We start from the raw sequence: 18,762 nt of genomic DNA on the forward strand, positions 1-18,762 counted from the left end.
ACCAGCTATCGCTCTGCCGGCGGTTCAGTCGCCCTCCTCGGCGCGCTCGGCCATCGAGAGCTCCTCGCCTCCGATGGCGGTGTCCCGCAGGTCGGCCTCGATCTCCTCGAGGCTCCGGCCGTTGGTCTCGGGCACGAAGTAGTGCGAGAAGGCGAACGAGGCCGCCGTCAGCAGGGCGAACAGCCAGAACGTGAAGGCGGGCCCGATCAGGTCGAACAGCTGGGGGAACAGCTGGGCGACCGCGAGGTTCGCGAGCCAGTTGACGACGGTCGCGACGCCCATCGCCGTCCCGCGGACGTTCAGCGGGTAGATCTCGGCGATGAGCAGCCAGAACACCGGCCCGAGCCCGATCGCGAAGAACGCGACGTACAGCATCAGGCTGCCCGTCGCGACGTAGCCGAGCACGCCGCCCAGACCTGGCAGGTAGAAGGCCCCGCCGAGGACGACCAGCATGACGAACATCCCCGCCATCCCGCCCAGAAGCAGCGGCCGCCGGCCGACCCGGTCGAGCAGCAGGATCGCGACGACGGTCATGACGACGTTGATGACGCCGACGCCGACGGTCGCGAGGATCGAGGCGACGCTTCCGAACCCGGTCGATTCGAGGATCGTCGGCGCGTAGTAGATCACCGTGTTGATCCCGGTGACCTGCTGGGCTGCCGCGAGTCCGATCCCGACGATCAGCGCGGGGCGGATCCAGGGCTGGAGCAGGTCGCCCAGTTCGGCCTCCTCGACCTCGGCCATCCGGCGCATCTCGGCGATCTCCTCGTCGACGCTCACCTCGCTGCGGATGCGTTCGAGCGTCGAGCGCGCCTCCTCCTCGCGCTCCTGCTCGACGAGCCAGCGCGGGCTCTCGGGCATGAAGTACATCCCGACGAGCAGGACGGTGGCGGGGACCATCCCCGCACCGAGCATGAGCCGCCAGGCGCCCTGGCCCGCGAGCGCGTAGTTCACCAGATAGGAGACGAGGATGCCGCTCGTGATCGCGAGCTGGTTGAACGTCACGAGCGAGCCCCGGATGTCCGGCGGGGAGATCTCCGAGATGTAGAGCGGGCCGACGATCGAGGCGAAGCCGATCGCGATCCCGTTGAACACCCGGGCGGCGATGAGCCACTCGACGCTCCGTGCGGTGGCCATCCCGAGCGAGCCGATGAAGAAGATACAGGCCGCGAGCAGGATCAACCGCCGCCGACCGATCCGGTCGGCGAGCCGGCCGCCGATCGCCGCGCCGACGGCCGCCCCCACCAGCGCGCCGCTGACGACAAGCCCCTCGAGGAACGCGGACTCCTCGAGGGCGGGGAACGTCTCGCCGATGTAGAGCAGCGCCCCGGAGATGACGCCCGTGTCGAACCCGAACAACAGCCCGTTCAGCGCGGCCAGCGCGGCGGTGATCACGACGAACCGCCGTCGCTCGCCGCCGAGGCCCGCGGTCTCTCTGATACTCATTATCGTTCGTTGGTGGGGCTCGGCCCCACGCCGTTACGAACCCCTCGATTTATCTACAACGATAGTAAATTTGGATCATCGTTCGTGGATTGCGACCGGGCGCCTTACCCGGCGTCGACCGGTAGGGGACTCGATGACGACCGTGACTCGCGAGGGGGTCTCGATCCGCTACGAGGTCGAGGGGGAGGGTGAGACGGTGGCCTTGCTCGGCGACTTGGGGCTCGGCGCCTGGCAGTGGGGCTGGCAGCACGCCGCGCTCGCGGGACCCTACGAGGTTCTGGTCCACGACGCGCGGGGGACGGGCCGCTCGGATGCCCCGCCGGGGCCCTACTCGGTCGCGGAGCTGGCCGCGGATCTGGAGGCCGTCCTCGCGGACCACGGCGCTCGCCGGGCGCATCTCGTCGGGGCGGGGCTGGGCGGGATGGTCGCCCTGCAGTACGCCCGCGAGTACGGGCGCGCCCGGAGCCTCGTTCTGATCGGGACGAGCCCCGGCGGGCCCGACGCGCGCCTGCCCCGCGAGCCCCGCGAGCGTTTGTTCGCGCCGCCCGACGAGCCCGAGGCCCGCAGAGAGTCGCTCTCGGCGCTGCTCTCGGAGGGGTTTCGCGACGAGCAGCCCGAGGTATGCGAGGGGATCGCCGAGTGGCGGGCGGCGGGCGACGCGAACCGGGCGGGCTGGGAGGCCCAGAACGCGGCGTTCGAGGGCTTCGACGCGAGCGACTGGCTCCACGAGCTGACGGTGCCGAGCCTGGTCGTTCACGGCGAGGCCGACGGGGTCGTCCCAGTCGGGAACGCCGACCCGCTCGCCGCGGGGCTGCCGCGGGGCTCGCTCGAGACCTACGCTGGCGCCGGCCACGGGGTGTGGATCGAGCGCTCGCGACCGGTCAACGACCGGATCCTGTCGTTCTTCGAGGACGTTGAGTAACTATCACTATTGATAAGGCAGGATATGTCTGATCCGCAACAGTTTTTGGCGTGGGGGACGTAAGCATGGTAGTGAGTCCCCCACGTCTTGCGGTTCTCGACGCCTCCCACGGAGACAGGAACACGAAACGAAACTTCCGGCGCGAACTCGACGCCTCGCTCGTCGAGTTCGACGTCACCGACGGACAGCTCCCTGATACGTTCGAGTACGACGGCGCGATCGTCACCGGCTCGCGCTCGTCGGTCTACTGGGACGAGCCCTGGATCCCGCCGCTGAAGGGGTGGGTCGGCGACGCGGTCGACCGGGACATCCCCTTCCTCGGGGTCTGTTACGGCCACCAGCTGCTGGCGGACGTGCTCGGCGGCACCGTCGAAGGGATGGGCGAGTACGAGATCGGCTACAACCCGATCACCCACACCGGCGACTCGCCGCTGTTCGACGGGATCGACGAGGAGTTCCTCGCCTTCACGACCCACTCGGACGCCGTCGTCGACCTCCCGCCGGGCGCCGAACCCCTCGCCGAGAACGAGTACTCGAACCACGGCTTCCGGAAGGGCGACGTCTTCGGCGTCCAGTTCCACCCCGAGTACGACATGGAGACCGCCGAGGGGCTGACCCGACGCAAGAACATCGACGAGGAGCGTCGAGACCAAGTCCTCGCCGGGATCACCCCGGAGAACTACACCGCCGCCTGCGAGGCGAAGCTCGTCTTCGATAACTTCCTCGAGTTCGTTTCCGAGCGCCGCGAGCAGCCGGTCGCCGCCGACTGAGCCGGCCGAGACTCACCCCCGACCGACCCTCTTTCCACTGTTAGATAAGTAAGAAAGCTAGATTCTTCCGTTAGATATAGACGACATAAACACACCGACGTTCATCGAAACGACGGCGGATAGGAGCGTTTTTCACGACGGGCTCCGTTCGATCCCGTATGCTCGATTATGTGGGTCTGGAGGAGGAGCTGACCGACGGGGAGCGGGCGTTCCGGGACGAGGCACGCGAGTTCGCCGACGAGCGCGTGCGCCCGACCATCGCGGACCACTACGAGGCCGGCACCTTCCCCGAGGAGATCATCCCCGAGATGGGCGAGCACGACTTCTTCGCCCCGAACCTCGAGGGCTACGGTCTCCCGAACGTCAGCGAGACGGCCTATGGCTTGCTGATGCAGGAGCTCGAGGCCTGTGACTCGGGGCTGCGATCGATGGCGAGCGTCCAGGGCGCGCTCGTGATGTACCCCATCCACGCCTTCGGGAGCGAGGCCCAGAAGGAGGAGTGGCTGCCCGCGCTGGGCGAGGGCGAGGCCGTCGGCGGGTTCGCGCTCACCGAGCCCGAGCACGGCTCGGACGCCGGGAGCATGGAGACGCGCGCCGAGCGCGACGGCGACGGGTTCGTCCTGAACGGCCAGAAGCGCTGGTGTACGAACTCGCCGATCGCGGACGTGCTCGTCGTCTGGGCGCGCGACGCCTCTGCGGAGGACGAACCGGTGCGGGGCTTTCTCGTCGAGACCGACCGCGACGGGCTGGAGATCGACTCGATCGACGGGAAGCTCTCGCTTCGGGCCTCCAGTTCAGGGGAGTTCACGATGGACGACGTCCGGGTCCCCGAGGAGAACGTCCTCCCACACGTCTCGGGCATGAAGGGGCCGCTGTCGTGTCTCACGCAGGCGCGCTTCGGCATCGCGTGGGGTGCGGTCGGGGCGGCACGGGACTGCTTCGAGGAGGCTCGCGAGTACGCGACCGACCGCGAGCAGTTCGACACCCCGATCGGCGGGTTCCAGCTCCAGCAGGGCAAGCTCGCGGAGATGGCCACGGAGATCACGACGAGCCAGCTGCTCGCCCACCGGCTCGCCGAGCTGAAGGAGCGCAACGAGCTACGCCCCCAGCACGTCTCGATGGCCAAACGCAACAACGTCGAGATGGCTCGCGACCAGTCCCGGATCGCCCGCGAGATGCTCGGGGGCAACGGGATCACCGACGAGTACTCCCCGATGCGCCACATGGCCAACATGGAGACGGTCTACACGTATGAAGGAACCCACGACATCCACACCCTCATCCTGGGCCAGGACCTCACCGGCCTCTCCGCGTTCGAGTGATCAGGACCGATGCGAGAACGCGAACAGCCGCCCGTCCCCGGCGACCGAACAGATCCCGACGCCGTCCGGGGGGTCGAAACGCCGCTCGGCGTCGTCGGTCGCCAGTAGCTCGTCGAAGGGCTCCGAGCAGGCGGGACAGGCGACCCCATCACGGTTCTCGTAGCGTTCCTCGCCCGCGGTTTTCCGCAGCAGCTTCAGCCGATGGCGGACCGCGTGAACGTCGTTCTCGTCCATGTTGATGTATTGATGGACAATCATATCAATTTATCGAAAGTTTTCCTGATGGGGCGTGTGCCGAGAGACGACCGATAGACGGGTGGAATCTACTCGGGACGCCTATTCGTCGAGAGAGAGCATGAGAAGGTCGGTTTCGTCGCCGTTCTCGACCGTAAACCGGGACGGGGTTTCGTCGTCGATTTCGTAGCCCGGCGGCTCGACGTCGACGATCTCGTAGGAACCACTCGGAAGCTGAAACGTGACGCTACCGTCGTCGCTGTGAGTCGTGCGCGTCCCGTCGATGCCGTCGCCGTCGATCGTTACGTCGACATCGGGAGACTCGCCCTCTCCGTCTTGCACTTGCAGCGTGAGCCTGTGGGTTCCGGACTCGTCATTTGACATCGTGACTACGACGTGTCGCTCTCGTTGTAAATGGTTGCTGGTCGGCCGTTTCGCACGGCCTCCTCGGGGGCGTCTGGAGGTCCGGGTTGTCCGTACACCTCTGTCGGCGCTCTAACGACGAAGGAAGCGACCCCACAGCGACCGGTTGGCGGCGATCACCCGGTAGAGCGGCTCGCGGGTCCGCTCGTGGCCCGGAAGCAGCCGGAGGAGCTTGACGACGGTGCGCTCGGGTGCGCCCATGCGCGCGAGGATCTCCTCGAGGGCGTGACCACAGGAGTAGACCGCGTCGTCGGTCAGGAGGTGGACACAGGACTCGTAGTCGTTCGGGAGCCGGGCGCGCTGATCGGGCGAGAGCTCTGAGAAGCCCACGGGCTCGAAGACGCCCCGCGAGTCGGCGTACTCCGCACACCACGTACAGAACCCACAGTCGTCGTCGTAGACGAGCCGGGGTGGCGCGCGGACCGCTACCACGGCTCGCCCCGTGTCCGGCGCGCGTCGGGCGAGCGAGTGAACGGGGAGCGCGAGCCGCCGCCCGGATCGCCGGTCGGGTGGCGGTCGGGGTCGGGGCTGGTCGCGGCGGCTCGGTCGGGCTCGCGGGCGGTCGGCGGCGAAGGCGCCATACCCGCCCCGAGGAAACCCTCCGACATAGGCCTGCGGGATCGCGCCGCGGGCTTTATCCCTCGCTCGGCCCTCGACCCGCCATGGCGATCGATCCACAGTTCGACGAGAACCGCGAGAAGGAAGGGACTCACAAGGGTCACGACGTGTGGGGGCCGGTCGAGGAGCCAGAACAGCTGGGGATCCACGGCACCCACGTCGCGGTGGACTTCGACGTCTGTCTCGCGGACGGGGCGTGCCTGGAGGACTGCCCGGTCGACGTCTTCGAGTGGGTCGACACGCCCGATCACCCCGAAAGCGAGATCAAGGCCGACCCCGTCAACGAGGCTCAGTGTATCGATTGCATGCTCTGTGTCGACGTCTGTCCGGTCGACGCCATCGACGTCGACGCGAGCCGGATCTAACCCTCGCGGTCGACGTCGAGGCGCTGTTGGAGCTCCGCCAGCTCCTCGCTCTCGGCGAGCTCCTCGAGCCGGTTCTGGAAGTGTTCCTCGCAGAGACCGACCCGCACCCCGTCCGACTCCGCGCTGACGGCCGCATCGCGGTCGCAGTAGTGACAGCGCATGCCTCTCGTAGGGAGCGCACACGGTTGAAGGCACCGCTTACGGCAGTCGCTCCTGGATAGCTCGGTACTCCTCCTCGCTCAGCCCCGCACGGCCCAGCCGGTCGTCGTGGGCGTCGCTCCCGCCGGTCGCGAGCAGGCCGTACTCCTCGATGGCCCGGTCGAGCAGGTCGGTGTCGACGGACCGCCCGTAGGGGTAGTGGCGCTCGACGCAGTCGAGCTCGTCCGTCAGCGAGAGTGCGGCCTCGGGGTCCGGATACCTGAAGGGATGGGCGAGCCCGACGAGCGAACAGGAGCCGTTCAGGACCTCGACGCCGCGCTCGAAGCCCGGGATCTCGCGGGGGACGTAACACGGACAGTCCGCCCCGATCAGCTCGGCGAACGCCTCCTCGTAGTCGTAGCCCGACTCGGGATGCTCGGCGATCGCCCGTGCGATATGCGGGCGGCCGAGCCCGGCAGCGGGCGCGAGGTCGAGCTCCACGCCGAGCAGCCCCTCGACCCGGCGGATGATCTCGCGGCCGCGCTCGATCCTGTCCCCCTGGATCCGCTCGACGAGCCCCTCGAGCTCCGGCGTCGTGCGGACGCCGTAGCCGAGCAGGTCGACCGCCCCCTCGGCCGAGTCGACCCGGAGCTCGATCCCCCGGACGAGGGTCACGCCCTCCCGCTCGGTGACCGGCCCCTCGAGCTCCGGATGGGGCCGATCGTGATCGGTGATCGCCACGACCGCCACGCCCGCCGCCCGGGCCGCCGCGGGCAGTTCGGCGAGCGTCATCGACCCGTCGGAGGCCGTCGTGTGGGCGTGGAGGTCGGCGTGGACCATGCCCCCCCTGCGCGTTCCAGCGCCGAAGCCGTTACGACCCCCGTACCTATCATATACCGTTTTTCGGTTATACTGCTAGAGGTAACCTAGGACCATTATGGACAATCGTTATAATTATCCTCCACCCAGAACCGGGTACGATGTGCTACACGAGTACGAACGCGCTGTTCGAGGACCAGAGCTACCCGACGACCGCCCGTGACCTGATCGACAGCCACGGCGAGGAGACCCTGGAGCTGGCGGGCGGTTCACAGACGGTCGGCGAGGCCCTCGAGATCGCCGGCGACGAGAGCTTCGAGAGCGCCGAGGAGGCACGCCACGCGGTCTACGCCGGGCTGGGAAGCCAGGCGATCGGCCGGAAGGGCTACAGCGACCGCGACCCCGACCCGCCGGGGACCGACGGGAACGTCCCGGTCTCCTTCTAAACCCACTCGACGGCCCCATCGAGGTCTACCGGTACCGATCCCTTGCTGTAGGCCTCGACGTGCCCCGAGGGCCGGGCCCGGAAGACGGCCGCGGGCCGGTGGCCGACCGACGGCTTCTCGCCGTTGACCCGCGCCCATTCGTCGTCGCGAAACGACGAGCAGTCGACCAGCAGCGTGACTCCACCGCCGTGCTCGCTGAGCTGGCCCGACGTCTTCGTCCCGGCGGTCTCCTTGACGGCGGCGACGGCCGTGTTCGCGGCCCGGCGGGTCGGCGGCAGCGGCCGGGTCACCTCGACGAGGTGTCCGGTTCCGTTTCGCTTCGCCCGGAAGTCGATCGAGTGGCCGGTCGTGACCTCGATCTCCGGGACGATGTCGTAGCCGGCCTCCGTCAGCAGGTGGGCGACGGTGAACTCGCTCATCGTCGCGCTCATCCGGACGGGATCGAGGCGGTCGCTGGTGCCGAGCTTGCTCGCCATCGTGTAACGGTACTCGTCGAGGACCCCGGATTCGAGCACCGACTCGTAGAACGCACAGCCCGCCTCCCGGGAGCTGTCGGGAAAGCCCGCGGCGTGCTCCCGGAAGAACGTCCGCGTCGTCTCGCGACCGTCCTTCGAGCAGAAGACGGGCAGGAAGAACCACGAGAGGTGCGGGTAGTCGACGAGCCACGGCTCCTCGTCGTGGAGCCCGGCGAGCAGCTCGCGCTGGGCCCAGCCCGCGACGGGGTAGGGCACCTCGTCGAAGGTGTACTTCTCGGTGCGCCAGAGCGTGCTCGGCGTCTCGGTGTTGCCCATCCAGTAGGCCTCCTCGTCGTCCCAGACGAACAGCGCCGTATCGCCGTTGTCCATGTCGAAGCGGCGGGCCTCGTAGCCGTTCGCCGGCCGGTACCACGGGGTCGTACAGCGCGCGCCGATCGCGTCGTCGAGCGAGCGAAACAGGTCTCGATGGACGCGGTCTACCGACCAGGACTCGGGGGAGTGTCGAAAGCGGAGCGGACGGGCCACGTCGGAGATCAGGGGACCAGCCCGGTTTAGCGTTCCGGCCCCGACCGCCCCCTCGCCGTTACATTAATGACCTGTCGTTTCCAAGCAGTGAGTGTGGTTCGCAATGTCAATGGGAGCTTATGACGAAGACGAACACGAGCGCCGCGAGAAGAAGAACACGACCGTCGAGACGGACTTCGACGACGACCGCTCGGAGTATCGGGGGAAACTCGAGTTCGACTCCGGCGACTCGACGGAGGCGCTCCTGGATCAGTTCAAGCGGATAAAATCCAGCTAACGCCGGCTCTTCGCGATCAGATACGACAGCCCCGAGACGCCCGTCACCGCGAGGACGTGGCCGATCAGCCCGACGACCAGTGCCGGGTGGCCGAGGGCGAAGGGGACGAGGATCAGCTGTAGCAGCGCGAACCCGACGTTGAGCCGGTCGACGCGCCCGAGCGTCGCCGCCGTCTCGGGGTCGACGGGGTGGCGGACCGAGCGCCACAGCGAGACGACGGCGATCCACCAGCTCGTCCCGAGCCGGTAACAGAGGTCCCAGAGCACGAGCAGGGTGAAGTAGACCAACACCATCGACGGCTCGGGCCCGAACAGCTCGTTGATCAGCGGCGTCTCGGACTGGCGGGGGTCGACCACGAGCAGGTGGGTCACGAGCGCGATGAACGCCAGCACGCTCAGGACGACCTCGACGTTCGAGCCGAACAGCATCCTGCGATAGGCGGGCGACACCGACACCGAGCGGACGAGCTCGCCCATCCGGAGCATCATGACGCTGCCGCCGGCGGCGACGATCACCGCGGCGGTGCCCGCGAGGGCGGCCGTCCAGGCGTCGTAGATCGCCGCGAGGACGAGCACGCCGACCTGGAACAGCGCGAACTGGAACGTGACGGCCACCCGATCGGAGAACTCGACGCCCGGTAGCGCGCCCACGATGCTCTCGAACGTCCACGTCTCGCCGAACTCCGGCTCCGGCCCCATCTATTCGCCCAGGGCCCGCTCGACCGCGGTCTCGAAGGGAGTGAGCTCGAGCGGGATGTACCGCTCGATCCGGTCGTCGTCGACGACGACGGGGTTCTTCAGCCCCGCCGCGAGCGCGTGGGCGACGTCGTGGTCGACGTCCGTGACGAGGCTGACCCAGTAGGCCGACAGCGTCGGGGTCAGAACGGGGACCGGAAGGATGTGGAGACGCTTCCCGAGCCGTTCGGAGACGACGTGGAGCATCTCCTGGTAGGTCAGTACGTCGGGGCCGCCGATCTCGAGGGTCTTTCCCGCCGTCTCGGGTTCGTCGAGGGCGCCCACCAGATAGGCGATCACGTCGTCGATCGCGATGGGCTGGCAGTCGGTACGGACCCACCGCGGGGTGATCATCACCGGCAGCCGATGGGCGAGCTGTTCGATCAGCTCGAAGCTCGCGCTCTCGCCGCCGATGACGACCGCCGCCCGGAGCGCCGTCAGGTCGTAGTCGCCCTCCTCGAGGACGTACTCGACCTCCCGGCGCGACCGGAGGTGGCCCGAGAGCTCGTCGCGCTCGTCCCCCAGCCCCCCGAGGTAGATCACCCGGTCCGTGCCGGCCTCGCTCGCGGCGTCACGGACGTTCGCGGCGAGCTTGCGGTCCATCTCCTCGAACTCGCCGCCGCCACCCATCGAGTGGACGAGGTAGTAGACCGCGTCGATCCCCTCCAGTGCGGGCGGGATCGTCTCGGGCTCCAGGAGGTCGCCCTCGTAGACGTCGACCCCGCGGGGCCCCCGGTAGTCGGCGGCGTCCCGGACGAACACCCGGACCTCGTGGCCCGCATCCAACAGCGGCTCGATCAGTCGCTCGCCGACGAACCCGGTCGCGCCCGTCACCAGCACGTGCATACCGAAAAATAGGGCGGGCGGTCCTTATACTGTGTCCCGGACGGGCCGACTCAGCCCGTCTCCTCGACGTCGCCGTCGATGTCGACGTCCGTGCCTTCCTCGACGGTCTCGCCGGTCACGTCGCCGTCGATGTCGGCGTCGTCGCCGATCGTGACGTCGCCCTCGGCGGTCACGTCGCCGTCGACGTCGGCGTCCGCGCCGATGTCGACGTCGCCGCCGGCCTCGATATTGCCGTCGACGTCCGCATCGTCGGCGAGCGTCACCGAGCCGCTGGTCGAGATGTCGCCCTCCTCCTCGTCATCGATCTCGACGTCCTCGTCGTCGTCGTAGTCGCCCTCGGCCTCGCCGTTGCCCTCGTCGGCGGCGTCGCCGTTCTCGTCGTCGGTTGCGCCGTCGTCGGCACCGTTCTCGTCGGCCGCGCCGTTGTCGCCGTTGTCCTCGTCGTCCGAGCAGCCCGCGAGGCCGACCGTCGCGAGGCCACCTGTCAGTGCAACGAACTTCCGTCGGGAGAGATCTCGTTTCATGATGTGTCAGGATGACAAAAACACTCGGAGGATATAGGCCTTTATCACTCCTCCCAGCCCGGGGTCGCCGGCGCCCCGCGATTCTCCTCCACTATCGCCTCGAGATCCGGCTCCGGCTCGTCGCCCGCCCGGCGTTCCCACTCGGCGATCGCCTCGCCGACCCAGGAGCTCGCCGCCTCGACCCGCTCCCTGCCGCGCTCGTAGGCGTCCCGGTTGTGGGTCGTCGTGCCGGGCGAGGAGGCCATCGCCCAGGCGACGAACTCCGCGCGGTCCGCGTCCGTCGCCCGCCCTTCTCGAAGGCGTTCGACCGTCCCCTCCAGGCGGTCGGGCTCGGGGTGGACGAACACCTTCTGACCGAGCGCCCCCGGCCCCAACAGCAGCCCCGAGAGCTCTTCCGGCATCTCGCCGTCGAGCAGCCGCTCGCCGCCGAAGGCGTCCTCGACGCGCTCGCACTCGGTCTCCTGCTCGAGCGCGAGGTTGTGACCCGGGTATTCGTCACACTCCTCGGGGTAGACATCCGAGCCGTGGATCCGACACTGCAGCGTCTCCGGGTCGAGGAAGGAACAGGTCGGGAGCCACCCGGAGTCGGTCCCGAACGGCCCCACGGGCTTGGGGGGTTTCCGCAGGCCGACGAAGAAGGCGGGCTTCCCGCCGATCGACGCCAGCGTCGTCCCGTCGACCTCGACGCCCTCCTCGGCCGCCCAGAGCCGCGGGGTCATGGCGTCGCCCAGCCCCTCCTCGACGAACCCCCCGACGTCGTCGCGGGTCAGGGGAACGAGGTTGTAGGCGTCGTCGACGGGCTCGCGGGGCCCGCGGCGCTCGTGATCGACGTCCGTCGGGGCCAGCTCGCGCCAGTCGATACAGCAGCCGGCACAGCCCGCACAGTCCACCTCCATGCCGGTTCGACGGGGCCGAGGGTCAAAAGCCCGGCTCCGCCCGTGACCTTGTAGCGATACTATGCATATGAGGGTCTTAGTATCCGACCCCATCGTTCAAGGGCTACCCTTTTCCGAGTGCCCGACAGAAATCCGGGTAGGAGAAGATGAATGAACCCGATTTCCTGCTGGAACTGGACGAACGGTCTGTGATCGACCTATGAGCGAGCCGGTTCCGACTACCTGTATGCGGTGTGCGGTCGGCTGTGGACACATGCAACACGGCGCCGACCGCGGCTACGGGCTCTCGGGGATCAGCGGCGACCCGACCCATCCGGTGAGCCAGGGGCTCGCCTGCGGGCGCGGCCTGCGCGAGACGAGCGATCCCGACGGCGAGTGGCTCACCCGTCCGCTGATCCGCAAGGACGGCGAGCTGGTTCCGACGAGCTGGGACACCGCCCTGGAGATCGCCACCAACGCCCTCGCCGAGGCTCGCGAGCGCGACCCCGACCGGGTCGCGGTGCTGGGGAGCGGCCAGCAGACCAACGAGGCCGCCTACCTGCTCGGCAAGCTCGCCCGCGGCGCGATCGGCACCCGCAACTACGACGCCAACACCACGCTCTGTATGGCCAGCGCCGTCACCGCCTACTACGACGCCTTCGGCAGCGACGCCCCGCCGCCGACCTACGACGACATCCCCGAGGCCGACGTCCACCTCGTCTGGGGGGCCAACCCCGCCGTGGCCCATCCCGTCCTCTTCCGGTGGCTCAAGAACACCGACAGCGAGCTGATCGTCGTCGACCCCGTCGAGAGCGAGACCGCCGACCACGCCGATACGCACGTCGCCCTCGAACCGGGGGGCGACCTCGCGCTCGCGCGGGCCGTCCTCGCCCATCTGGTCGGGACCAACCGGATCGACCGGGGGTTCGTCGACGAGCACACCGAGGGGTTCGAGGCGCTCCTCGAGGGGCTGCCCGACGCCGACGAGGCGGCCGCGGCCGCCGGCGTCTCCCTCGAGCAGGTCGAGGCGCTCGCGGCGGCATTCGAGGAGCGAACGCTCGTCTACTGGGGGATGGGGATCAACCAGAGCACGCAGGGGACGGCCTCGGCGGGCGCGCTGATCGACCTCTGTCTCGCCTCGGGGAACATGGGCGAGGGCGCGGGCCCGTTCTCGCTGACGGGCCAGGCGAACTCGATGGGCACGCGGGTCTGCTCCTCGAAAGGGACGTGGCCCGGCCACCGCGAGTTCGAGGATCCGAAACACCGCGAGGCCGTCGCCGAGACCTGGGACGTCCCCGTCGACCGGCTGCCCGACGACCCGGGGCCCGGGCCCGTCGGGATCGGACAGGCGATGGCCGCCGGGGAGGCTGACGTCTGTTATACGGTCGCGACCAACCCCGTCGCGGGCCTGCCCGACGCGGCGCGGGCCCGCGAGGCGTTCGAGGACACGTTCCTGATCGCCCAGGACGCGTTCGAAACCGAGACGACCGCCGTCGCGGACGTCGTCCTGCCGGCGGCGACCTGGGGCGAATCGGAGGGGACGACGACGAACATGGAACGGACCGTCTCGCGGGTGCGTGCCGCGACCGACCTCCCGGGCGGGGTCAGACAGGACCTCGACATCATCGCCGCGATCGGCCGCGAGCTCGCCCCCGAGGCGTTCGATCGCCCGCCGCTCTCGCCGCGGGCGGTCTACGACGAGCTCCGCGGTCTCACCCACGGGACGCCCGCGGATCTCTCGGGGATCGGCTACGACCGTCTCGAGACCGAGCTCGCGGTGCGCTGGCCCGCCCCCGACGACGAGAGCGCGGGCGGCTATCGCTACCGCACCGACGACGGCTGGGCGTTCGAGACGCCCTCGGGGAAGGCACGGTTCTCCTCGGGCCAGCACGCTGCGCTCCCGGAGCCGGTCGACGAGGAGTACCCGCTGACGCTGACCACCGCACGGAAGGCCGACGAGTACAACACCGGCGTGCGGACCCGATCGGGACCGGACGAGCCGCCCATCGCCCGGCTGCACCCCGAGACGATGGCCGAGGCGAACGCACACGTCCGCGACGGACTCCTTCTCGTTCGCTCCCGGCGCGGGGCGGTCACCGCCCGCACCGAGATCGACGAGCGCATTCCTCCCGGCGTGGTCTGGCTGCCGATCCACCACCCGGCGGTCAACGAGCTGACGCTGCCCGAGACGGACCCGCGCTCGGACGAACCGAACTACAAGCAGTGTGCAGTCGCACTACTCGCGCCGTCGGACCCCGTCGGTCAGCCGGCCGCCGCCTCGAGCGATTAGAACCCGAGCCGCCGGGCGCACATGTGCATCCGGTCGTTCGACACTCCTGCGGCCTTCGCCGCCTGTTCTAGCGTGAGGGTTCCACATCCGTACAGGGTTGCCGCTGCGACCTGTGACTTTGTCGCCATACACTCCGTATTGACTCCGTCTATGTAAAGTTATCGGGCTAGTAAGCCGTGTTATGTGCACCCACGGGGAACGAAGCGAAACGAACGGGCATGCGGGAGGGCCAAACCCGATCGCGTGGTCGGCGAGAGGGTATGGTGCCGGAGCTAAAGGGATCGTGATCGAGGAGAAGCGTTTAGTCACCCTGGGATGTGGCGTCTTACCGTTTCCCGCCGCGGACGGTGAAGACGGGGACGTCGGCCGTGCGGACGACCTTCTCGGTGACGCTGCCGAGGAGGTATCTGTCGAGGCCGCTCCGGCCGCGGGTGCCCATGACGATCAGGTCGGCGTTCTCGCCGGCGTACTCGAGTATCGTCCGGTACGGGTCCCCCTCCTCGATCCGGGCCACGGCGTCGACGCCGGCCGCGCTCGCCCGGTCCTCTGCCTCCCGGAGGGTCTCCTCGCCGCGCTCGCGGAGGGTACCGATCGTCGTCTCCCCCGTCGCCCCGATGTCGGAGTAATTCGTGTTCACGACGTAGAGGACGTGGATCGTGGCGCCGTACCGGTCGGCCAGGCTCACCGCGTGTTCGAGGGCAACCGCCGCGTTCTCGCTGCCGTCGGTCGGGAACAGGAGGTCGTCGTACATCTCAGTCGTCACCGCTCATGACGACGGTTCCGTCGGCGTCCGGTTCGTCGACCAGCCAGCCGCCGGTCGTCGCCTGCTCGGCGATGTGGGGCTGGAACACCCAGGCCGAGAGGACGAGGATCGGCACCATCGTCAGCGCGACGACCGCGTAGCCCAGATGGAGGTTCGGCAGGAAGGTGGCGGAGAAGATCAGCGGGTAGGTCGACCCGCCGATCGCCCCGATCCCGCCGACGACCCCGGCGACGCTGCCCGAGCTGTCGGGGAACATCGCGGGGACCTGTGCGAAGATCGCCCCTTCCGAAAAGGCACAGCCCAGCCCGACGAAGAAGCCGGCGACGACTGCGACGTAGATGTTGCCGGTCAGGCCGGCGGCGGTCATCCCGAACATCGAGAGCATCACGAACACCAGGGTCGCGAACGTCCACTGCTCCCTGTAGCGACCCTCGAACCACGGCAGGAGCTCGATCTCGTTGCGGGCCACGACGTCGCTGACGTAGCCGCCGATCGGCCGGAGCAGCCCGGCGGCGATCGAGAACGTCGCCGCGAACGTCGCCGCGATCACGATGTCGCCCTGGCCGAACGCCTCGCGGTAGTAGGTGCCGAGCCAGCCGTTCATCGCAAGCTCGAGCCCGAAGGTCATGATGTAGGCAACCGAGAGCACGACCGCGCCGTAACGCGTCGAGATGTAGAGCCACTGGCCGACGCTCGTGCTCTCCTTGGTCGCCTGGCGTTTAGCCTCCGTCTTCGCCGCGTCGCCGAGAACGTAGTAGATCACGCCCAGCACGATCGCGAGCACCCCGGTGTAGAAGAACGCGGCCCGCCAGTTCGACGCGAAGAGGGGGTCCGCGTAGTTCTCACCGAAGATCCGCGGGAGCGTGAAGTACGCGCCCAGCCCGGCGCCGGCGTTGCCGACCCCGGCGAAGATCCCCTCCGCGAGCCCGAGGTTCTCCTCCTCGAACCACTCGGCGACGTGCTGGATGCCGATGACGAACGTGATCCCCGCAAGGGAGGCGACGATCCGCGAGGCCGTAAAGACCTCGTAGGTCGTCGCGAACGCGCTGATGATCGAGAAGACCCCGACGACCACCAGCGTAACTCCCGCCGTCGTCGGCGCGCCGTACTGGTCGGTCAACGGTCCGATCAGGATCCGTCCGGCCGGGACGGCGATGACGGCCGCACTCGAGACGATCCCCAACTGGGCCACCGAGAGGCCGAACTCGTCGGCGATCCCGCCCGTGAAGGGCGCGAAGGAGAACCAGATCACGAACCCGAGGTTGAACATCGCCGTCGCGAGGATCAGGTTCTTCCACTTGCCGTCGATCACCGCGACCACCCTTCGATCGCGTTCGATTCACATACGTCCAGTTTCACTCCCGCTTCCGTAGTAACCATGCTGAATCTCTATCGTTGCTGGCCATCTGATGGTTATAACTCCTTCGTCGAGTGTATTAATAAAAGTGGAAACACCCCTCCAGACTCGGGTGGAGGGGGAGGTCGTATAACCAGTATAAGGTCGGCCGTCGGGCGCGGACGGCCCCGATCGGGCCGTTTCGGCGCGGGCCGCGACACCGGATCTTCGGATCGTGTTTCTATCGGGGGGATAACTGGAACGTTCTTCCCATATACCGACTCTCGGCGACGTCCGTCTACTTTCCTTCCCGAGCTACCTTATATGTACTAAGTCAGCTAATTGTCGTAGGAGGAGTAGGGGGGATGAATGGATACCCTAGTGGACAGCGTTATATGGCTCATCCGTCCAGTACCTGTCGTAAGAAGTCCACATGGTAATTCACATGGCTACGCTACCGGACGTTCATCCAGACGAGGTGGAAACGCATGGCGCCTGAGATCGAGGAGTGGAAGGACGAGTGCTACGGCGAGGAGCTGCGCGGGAAGATCCTCGAGTTCGCCGAGTCGGGCTGGGAGTCGATCCCCGACGAGGAGCGAAAGAAGTGGTTCTCGCTGTTCAAACACTGGGGGGTCTTCCACCAGCGCGACGGCCAGGAGAGCTACTTCATGATGCGCCTGCAGAACGCCGGTGGGGTCCTTCGCCCCGGCCAGCTCCGGGCGATCGGCGAGGTCGCCCGCGACTACGCGACCGGGCCCGCAGAGAACCCCGAGTTCGGCAACGGCTTTCTCGACCTGACCACGCGCCAGTCGGTCCAGCTCCACTGGATCAAGCTCGAGGACGTGCCCGCGATCTGGGAGAAGCTCGAATCCGTCGGCGTCTCCTCCCGATCGTCGGGGGGCGACTCGATGCGCAACATGGCCGGCTGTCCAGTCTCCGGGCGCGACGCCGAGGAGTTCATCGACTCGCGGGACCTGCTCGAGCGGCTGAACACCGAGCTGCGCGAGGACGACTCCCTCGCCGATCTTCCCCGGAAGTTCAACGTCAGCGTCACCGGCTGCAAGGAGGGCTGTGCGCAGGACTCGATCAACGACATCGGTCTCGAACCGGCCGAGAAGGACGTCGATGGTGAGCCGACGAAGGGCTACAACGTCCGGGTCGGCGGCGGGCTGGGCGGGCGCCAGCCCCGCGAGGCCCGCCCGCTCGACGTCTTCGTCACCGAGGACGAGGCCTACGACGTCGTCCGGGGCTTCGTCGAGCTCTATCAGGAGCACGGCAACCGCGAGAACCGCCAGAAATCGCGCTCGCGCTTCTTCGTCGACGAGTGGGGTACGGAGAAGATCCGCGAGCTCCTCCAGGACGATTACGTCGACTTCGAGCTCCGGACCGCGGGCGAGGATCTCCGGGAGGGCTACACCTACAACGCCGGCACCTGCCGCGGCGGCGACCACGTCGGCGTCCACGAACAGCACGACGGGAAGCGCTACGTCGGGCTGAGCGTCCCTGTCGGGCGGCTGCGCGCGAAGGAGGCGATCGCGATCGCCGACTGCGCGAGCGAGTACGGCTCGGGGGAAGTGCGCCTGAGCCGGCGGCAGAACCCGCTGATCATGGACGTCCCCGAGGAGGACCTCGACGCGCTGCTCTCCGAGCCCGTCCTCGAGACCCATACCCCCGAACCGCATCCGTTCCAGCGTGGCTCGATCGCGTGTACGGGCACGGAGTTCTGCCCGCTGGCGCTGACCGAGACGAAGGCCCGGCTCGCGAAGACGATCCGCTGGCTGCGGGACAACTGCGAGCTGCCCGACGACGTCGAGGACATCCACATCCACTACTCGGGCTGTACGGCCGACTGCGGGCAGGCGCTGACCGCCGACATCGGCCTGCAGGGGATGCGCGCGCGGAAGAACGGCGAGATGGTCGAGGCGCTCGACATCGGCGTCGGCGGCGGCATCGGGGAGGACCCCTCGTTCATCGACTGGGTCCACCAGCGCGTGCCCGCCGACGAGGTGCCTGCCGTGATCAAGAAGCTCGTCGAGGGCTACGCCGCCCACCGCGAGGGGGGCCAATCGTTCCGCGAATGGGTCGAGGCCACCGGAACCGAGACGCTCGTCGAGCTCGCCGAACCCGAGGAGACCACGTACGACGACCCCTGGATGTACGACGCGAAGGGCTCGTGGTACCCCTTCGACGAGGACGAGAGCCCCGCGCCCACGACCGCGGACGGCACGCCGATCTCCGCGGACGACTGATCCAGTCATGACCGACCGCGACCCTCTCGACGACCCCGCGGAGCACGCCTCCGCGGACGCGGCCCCCGAGCTGTTCGAGCTCCGCGAACTCCCCGAGGACCCGACAGGCGTTTAGCCCCGCCCACACACCTACCGGGCATGGCCTCCCAGAGCTGCGACGGCTGTGGCGACGACGTCCGGATCGCGGGCGGGATCGCGGACTTCTGGTCGTTCTCGGGGGAGTCCTCCGGCGGGATGACCCTGGAGTTCGAGGACGGTACCGAACACTTCCTCTGTTACGACTGCATCGAGCGCCTGCCCGACTACCCCGAGGCGAGCGACGTCGCCGCGCTCTCCGAAAGCCGCTAGCTTTAGGGCCGTCCCG

The 18,762-nt window shown here is 68.2% G+C and carries 23 protein-coding genes; 9 read left to right on the forward strand and 14 right to left on the reverse strand.

Annotated elements, in window-relative coordinates; all coding sequences use genetic code 11:
- Positions 1 to 24 precede the first annotated feature (24 nt).
- Positions 25 to 1,446, reverse strand: coding sequence for a sugar porter family MFS transporter (locus WOA58_RS09755; protein WP_340604005.1), 1,422 nt, complete (start codon positions 1,444 to 1,446; stop codon positions 25 to 27).
- 133 nt (positions 1,447 to 1,579) lie between these two features.
- Between WOA58_RS09755 and WOA58_RS09760 the strand changes: the two genes are divergently transcribed.
- The 3 genes from WOA58_RS09760 to WOA58_RS09770 all read left to right on the forward strand — a co-directional run bounded on the left by WOA58_RS09760 (position 1,580) and on the right by WOA58_RS09770 (position 4,460).
- Positions 1,580 to 2,368 (forward strand): alpha/beta fold hydrolase, encoded by a 789-nt coding sequence (locus tag WOA58_RS09760; RefSeq protein WP_340604006.1) that lies wholly within the window; start codon positions 1,580 to 1,582, stop codon positions 2,366 to 2,368.
- 71 nt (positions 2,369 to 2,439) lie between these two features.
- Positions 2,440 to 3,138: a type 1 glutamine amidotransferase gene (locus WOA58_RS09765; RefSeq protein ID WP_390220845.1), complete on the forward strand. Its 699-nt coding sequence runs from the start codon at positions 2,440 to 2,442 to the stop codon at positions 3,136 to 3,138.
- Positions 3,139 to 3,296: 158 nt separating this feature from the next.
- Positions 3,297 to 4,460, forward strand: a complete 1,164-nt coding sequence (locus WOA58_RS09770; RefSeq protein ID WP_340604008.1) for an acyl-CoA dehydrogenase family protein — start codon at positions 3,297 to 3,299, stop codon at positions 4,458 to 4,460.
- On the opposite strand, the gene WOA58_RS09775 is transcribed toward WOA58_RS09770, so the two are convergent.
- The 4 genes from WOA58_RS09775 to WOA58_RS09790 form a co-directional block, all read right to left on the reverse strand.
- The gene (locus tag WOA58_RS09775; protein ID WP_340604009.1) at positions 4,461 to 4,694 is read right to left on the reverse strand and encodes a DUF7385 family protein; all 234 of its coding nucleotides are present in this window, start codon (positions 4,692 to 4,694) and stop codon (positions 4,461 to 4,463) included.
- A 102-nt stretch (positions 4,695 to 4,796) separates the two neighbouring features.
- The gene (locus WOA58_RS09780; RefSeq protein ID WP_340604010.1) at positions 4,797 to 5,078 is read right to left on the reverse strand and encodes a SpaA isopeptide-forming pilin-related protein; all 282 of its coding nucleotides are present in this window, start codon (positions 5,076 to 5,078) and stop codon (positions 4,797 to 4,799) included.
- 111 nt (positions 5,079 to 5,189) lie between these two features.
- Positions 5,190 to 5,549: a thiol-disulfide oxidoreductase DCC family protein gene (locus tag WOA58_RS09785; RefSeq protein WP_340604011.1), complete on the reverse strand. Its 360-nt coding sequence runs from the start codon at positions 5,547 to 5,549 to the stop codon at positions 5,190 to 5,192.
- Positions 5,543 to 5,698, reverse strand: a complete 156-nt coding sequence (locus WOA58_RS09790; protein WP_340604012.1) for a hypothetical protein — start codon at positions 5,696 to 5,698, stop codon at positions 5,543 to 5,545. Before WOA58_RS09790 ends, WOA58_RS09785 begins: the two co-directional genes overlap by 7 nt.
- A gap of 81 nt (positions 5,699 to 5,779) precedes the next feature.
- On the opposite strand from WOA58_RS09790, the gene WOA58_RS09795 reads away from it, so the two are divergent.
- Positions 5,780 to 6,100, forward strand: a complete 321-nt coding sequence (locus WOA58_RS09795) for a 4Fe-4S dicluster domain-containing protein (protein ID WP_340604013.1) — start codon at positions 5,780 to 5,782, stop codon at positions 6,098 to 6,100.
- Here WOA58_RS09795 and WOA58_RS09800 read toward each other — a convergent pair.
- A complete protein-coding gene (locus tag WOA58_RS09800; RefSeq protein WP_340604014.1) occupies positions 6,097 to 6,261 on the reverse strand; it encodes a DUF6757 family protein in 165 nt (54 codons plus the stop codon). The genes WOA58_RS09795 and WOA58_RS09800 overlap by 4 nt on opposite strands.
- A 37-nt stretch (positions 6,262 to 6,298) precedes the next feature.
- On the reverse strand, positions 6,299 to 7,078 hold the full coding sequence (locus tag WOA58_RS09805; RefSeq protein WP_340604015.1) for a PHP domain-containing protein: 780 nt from the start codon (positions 7,076 to 7,078) through the stop codon (positions 6,299 to 6,301).
- Positions 7,079 to 7,218: 140 nt separating this feature from the next.
- Between WOA58_RS09805 and WOA58_RS09810 the strand changes: the two genes are divergently transcribed.
- Positions 7,219 to 7,503 carry a DUF5789 family protein gene (locus WOA58_RS09810; protein ID WP_340604016.1) on the forward strand — a complete coding sequence of 95 codons (285 nt, stop codon included), beginning with the start codon at positions 7,219 to 7,221 and terminating at the stop codon, positions 7,501 to 7,503.
- Here the strand turns inward: WOA58_RS09810 and WOA58_RS09815 are convergent.
- On the reverse strand, positions 7,500 to 8,504 hold the full coding sequence (locus tag WOA58_RS09815; RefSeq protein WP_340604017.1) for a DUF5784 family protein: 1,005 nt from the start codon (positions 8,502 to 8,504) through the stop codon (positions 7,500 to 7,502). The two genes, WOA58_RS09810 and WOA58_RS09815, sit on opposite strands and share 4 nt — an antisense overlap.
- 103 nt (positions 8,505 to 8,607) lie before the next feature.
- On the opposite strand from WOA58_RS09815, the gene WOA58_RS09820 reads away from it, so the two are divergent.
- Positions 8,608 to 8,781 carry a DUF5786 family protein gene (locus tag WOA58_RS09820; RefSeq protein ID WP_340604018.1) on the forward strand — a complete coding sequence of 58 codons (174 nt, stop codon included), beginning with the start codon at positions 8,608 to 8,610 and terminating at the stop codon, positions 8,779 to 8,781.
- Here the strand turns inward: WOA58_RS09820 and WOA58_RS09825 are convergent.
- The 4 genes from WOA58_RS09825 to WOA58_RS09840 are packed head-to-tail and all read right to left on the reverse strand — an operon-like array spanning position 8,778 to position 11,781.
- The gene (locus WOA58_RS09825) at positions 8,778 to 9,479 is read right to left on the reverse strand and encodes a DUF7530 family protein (RefSeq protein ID WP_340604019.1); all 702 of its coding nucleotides are present in this window, start codon (positions 9,477 to 9,479) and stop codon (positions 8,778 to 8,780) included. The two genes, WOA58_RS09820 and WOA58_RS09825, sit on opposite strands and share 4 nt — an antisense overlap.
- The gene (locus WOA58_RS09830) at positions 9,480 to 10,361 is read right to left on the reverse strand and encodes an NAD(P)H-binding protein (protein WP_340604020.1); all 882 of its coding nucleotides are present in this window, start codon (positions 10,359 to 10,361) and stop codon (positions 9,480 to 9,482) included.
- Positions 10,362 to 10,411: 50 nt separating this feature from the next.
- The gene (locus tag WOA58_RS09835) at positions 10,412 to 10,885 is read right to left on the reverse strand and encodes a polymer-forming cytoskeletal protein (protein WP_340604021.1); all 474 of its coding nucleotides are present in this window, start codon (positions 10,883 to 10,885) and stop codon (positions 10,412 to 10,414) included.
- A 44-nt stretch (positions 10,886 to 10,929) separates the two neighbouring features.
- A complete protein-coding gene (locus WOA58_RS09840) occupies positions 10,930 to 11,781 on the reverse strand; it encodes a YkgJ family cysteine cluster protein (RefSeq protein ID WP_340604022.1) in 852 nt (283 codons plus the stop codon).
- 199 nt (positions 11,782 to 11,980) lie between these two features.
- On the opposite strand from WOA58_RS09840, the gene nasA reads away from it, so the two are divergent.
- Positions 11,981 to 14,050 (forward strand): assimilatory nitrate reductase NasA, encoded by a 2,070-nt coding sequence (gene nasA / locus WOA58_RS09845; protein ID WP_340604023.1) that lies wholly within the window; start codon positions 11,981 to 11,983, stop codon positions 14,048 to 14,050.
- A 325-nt stretch (positions 14,051 to 14,375) separates the two neighbouring features.
- Here the strand turns inward: nasA and WOA58_RS09850 are convergent, their stop codons facing one another.
- Together WOA58_RS09850 and WOA58_RS09855 are read right to left on the reverse strand one after the other, a co-directional pair.
- Complete coding sequence (locus tag WOA58_RS09850; RefSeq protein WP_340604589.1) at positions 14,376 to 14,801, reverse strand: universal stress protein; 426 nt, start codon at positions 14,799 to 14,801, stop codon at positions 14,376 to 14,378.
- 1 nt (position 14,802) lies between these two features.
- On the reverse strand, positions 14,803 to 16,125 hold the full coding sequence (locus tag WOA58_RS09855; RefSeq protein ID WP_390220952.1) for an MFS transporter: 1,323 nt from the start codon (positions 16,123 to 16,125) through the stop codon (positions 14,803 to 14,805).
- A 512-nt stretch (positions 16,126 to 16,637) separates the two neighbouring features.
- Between WOA58_RS09855 and WOA58_RS09860 the strand changes: the two genes are divergently transcribed.
- Together WOA58_RS09860 and WOA58_RS09865 are read left to right on the forward strand one after the other, a co-directional pair.
- Positions 16,638 to 18,398: a nitrite/sulfite reductase gene (locus WOA58_RS09860; RefSeq protein ID WP_340604024.1), complete on the forward strand. Its 1,761-nt coding sequence runs from the start codon at positions 16,638 to 16,640 to the stop codon at positions 18,396 to 18,398.
- Between the two features lie 138 nt (positions 18,399 to 18,536).
- The gene (locus tag WOA58_RS09865) at positions 18,537 to 18,746 is read left to right on the forward strand and encodes a DUF7561 family protein (protein WP_340604025.1); all 210 of its coding nucleotides are present in this window, start codon (positions 18,537 to 18,539) and stop codon (positions 18,744 to 18,746) included.
- Positions 18,747 to 18,762: the final 16 nt, after the last annotated feature.

This window comes from Halalkalicoccus tibetensis (assembly GCF_037996645.1).
In the GTDB taxonomy this organism is placed as follows: domain Archaea; phylum Halobacteriota; class Halobacteria; order Halobacteriales; family Halalkalicoccaceae; genus Halalkalicoccus; species Halalkalicoccus tibetensis.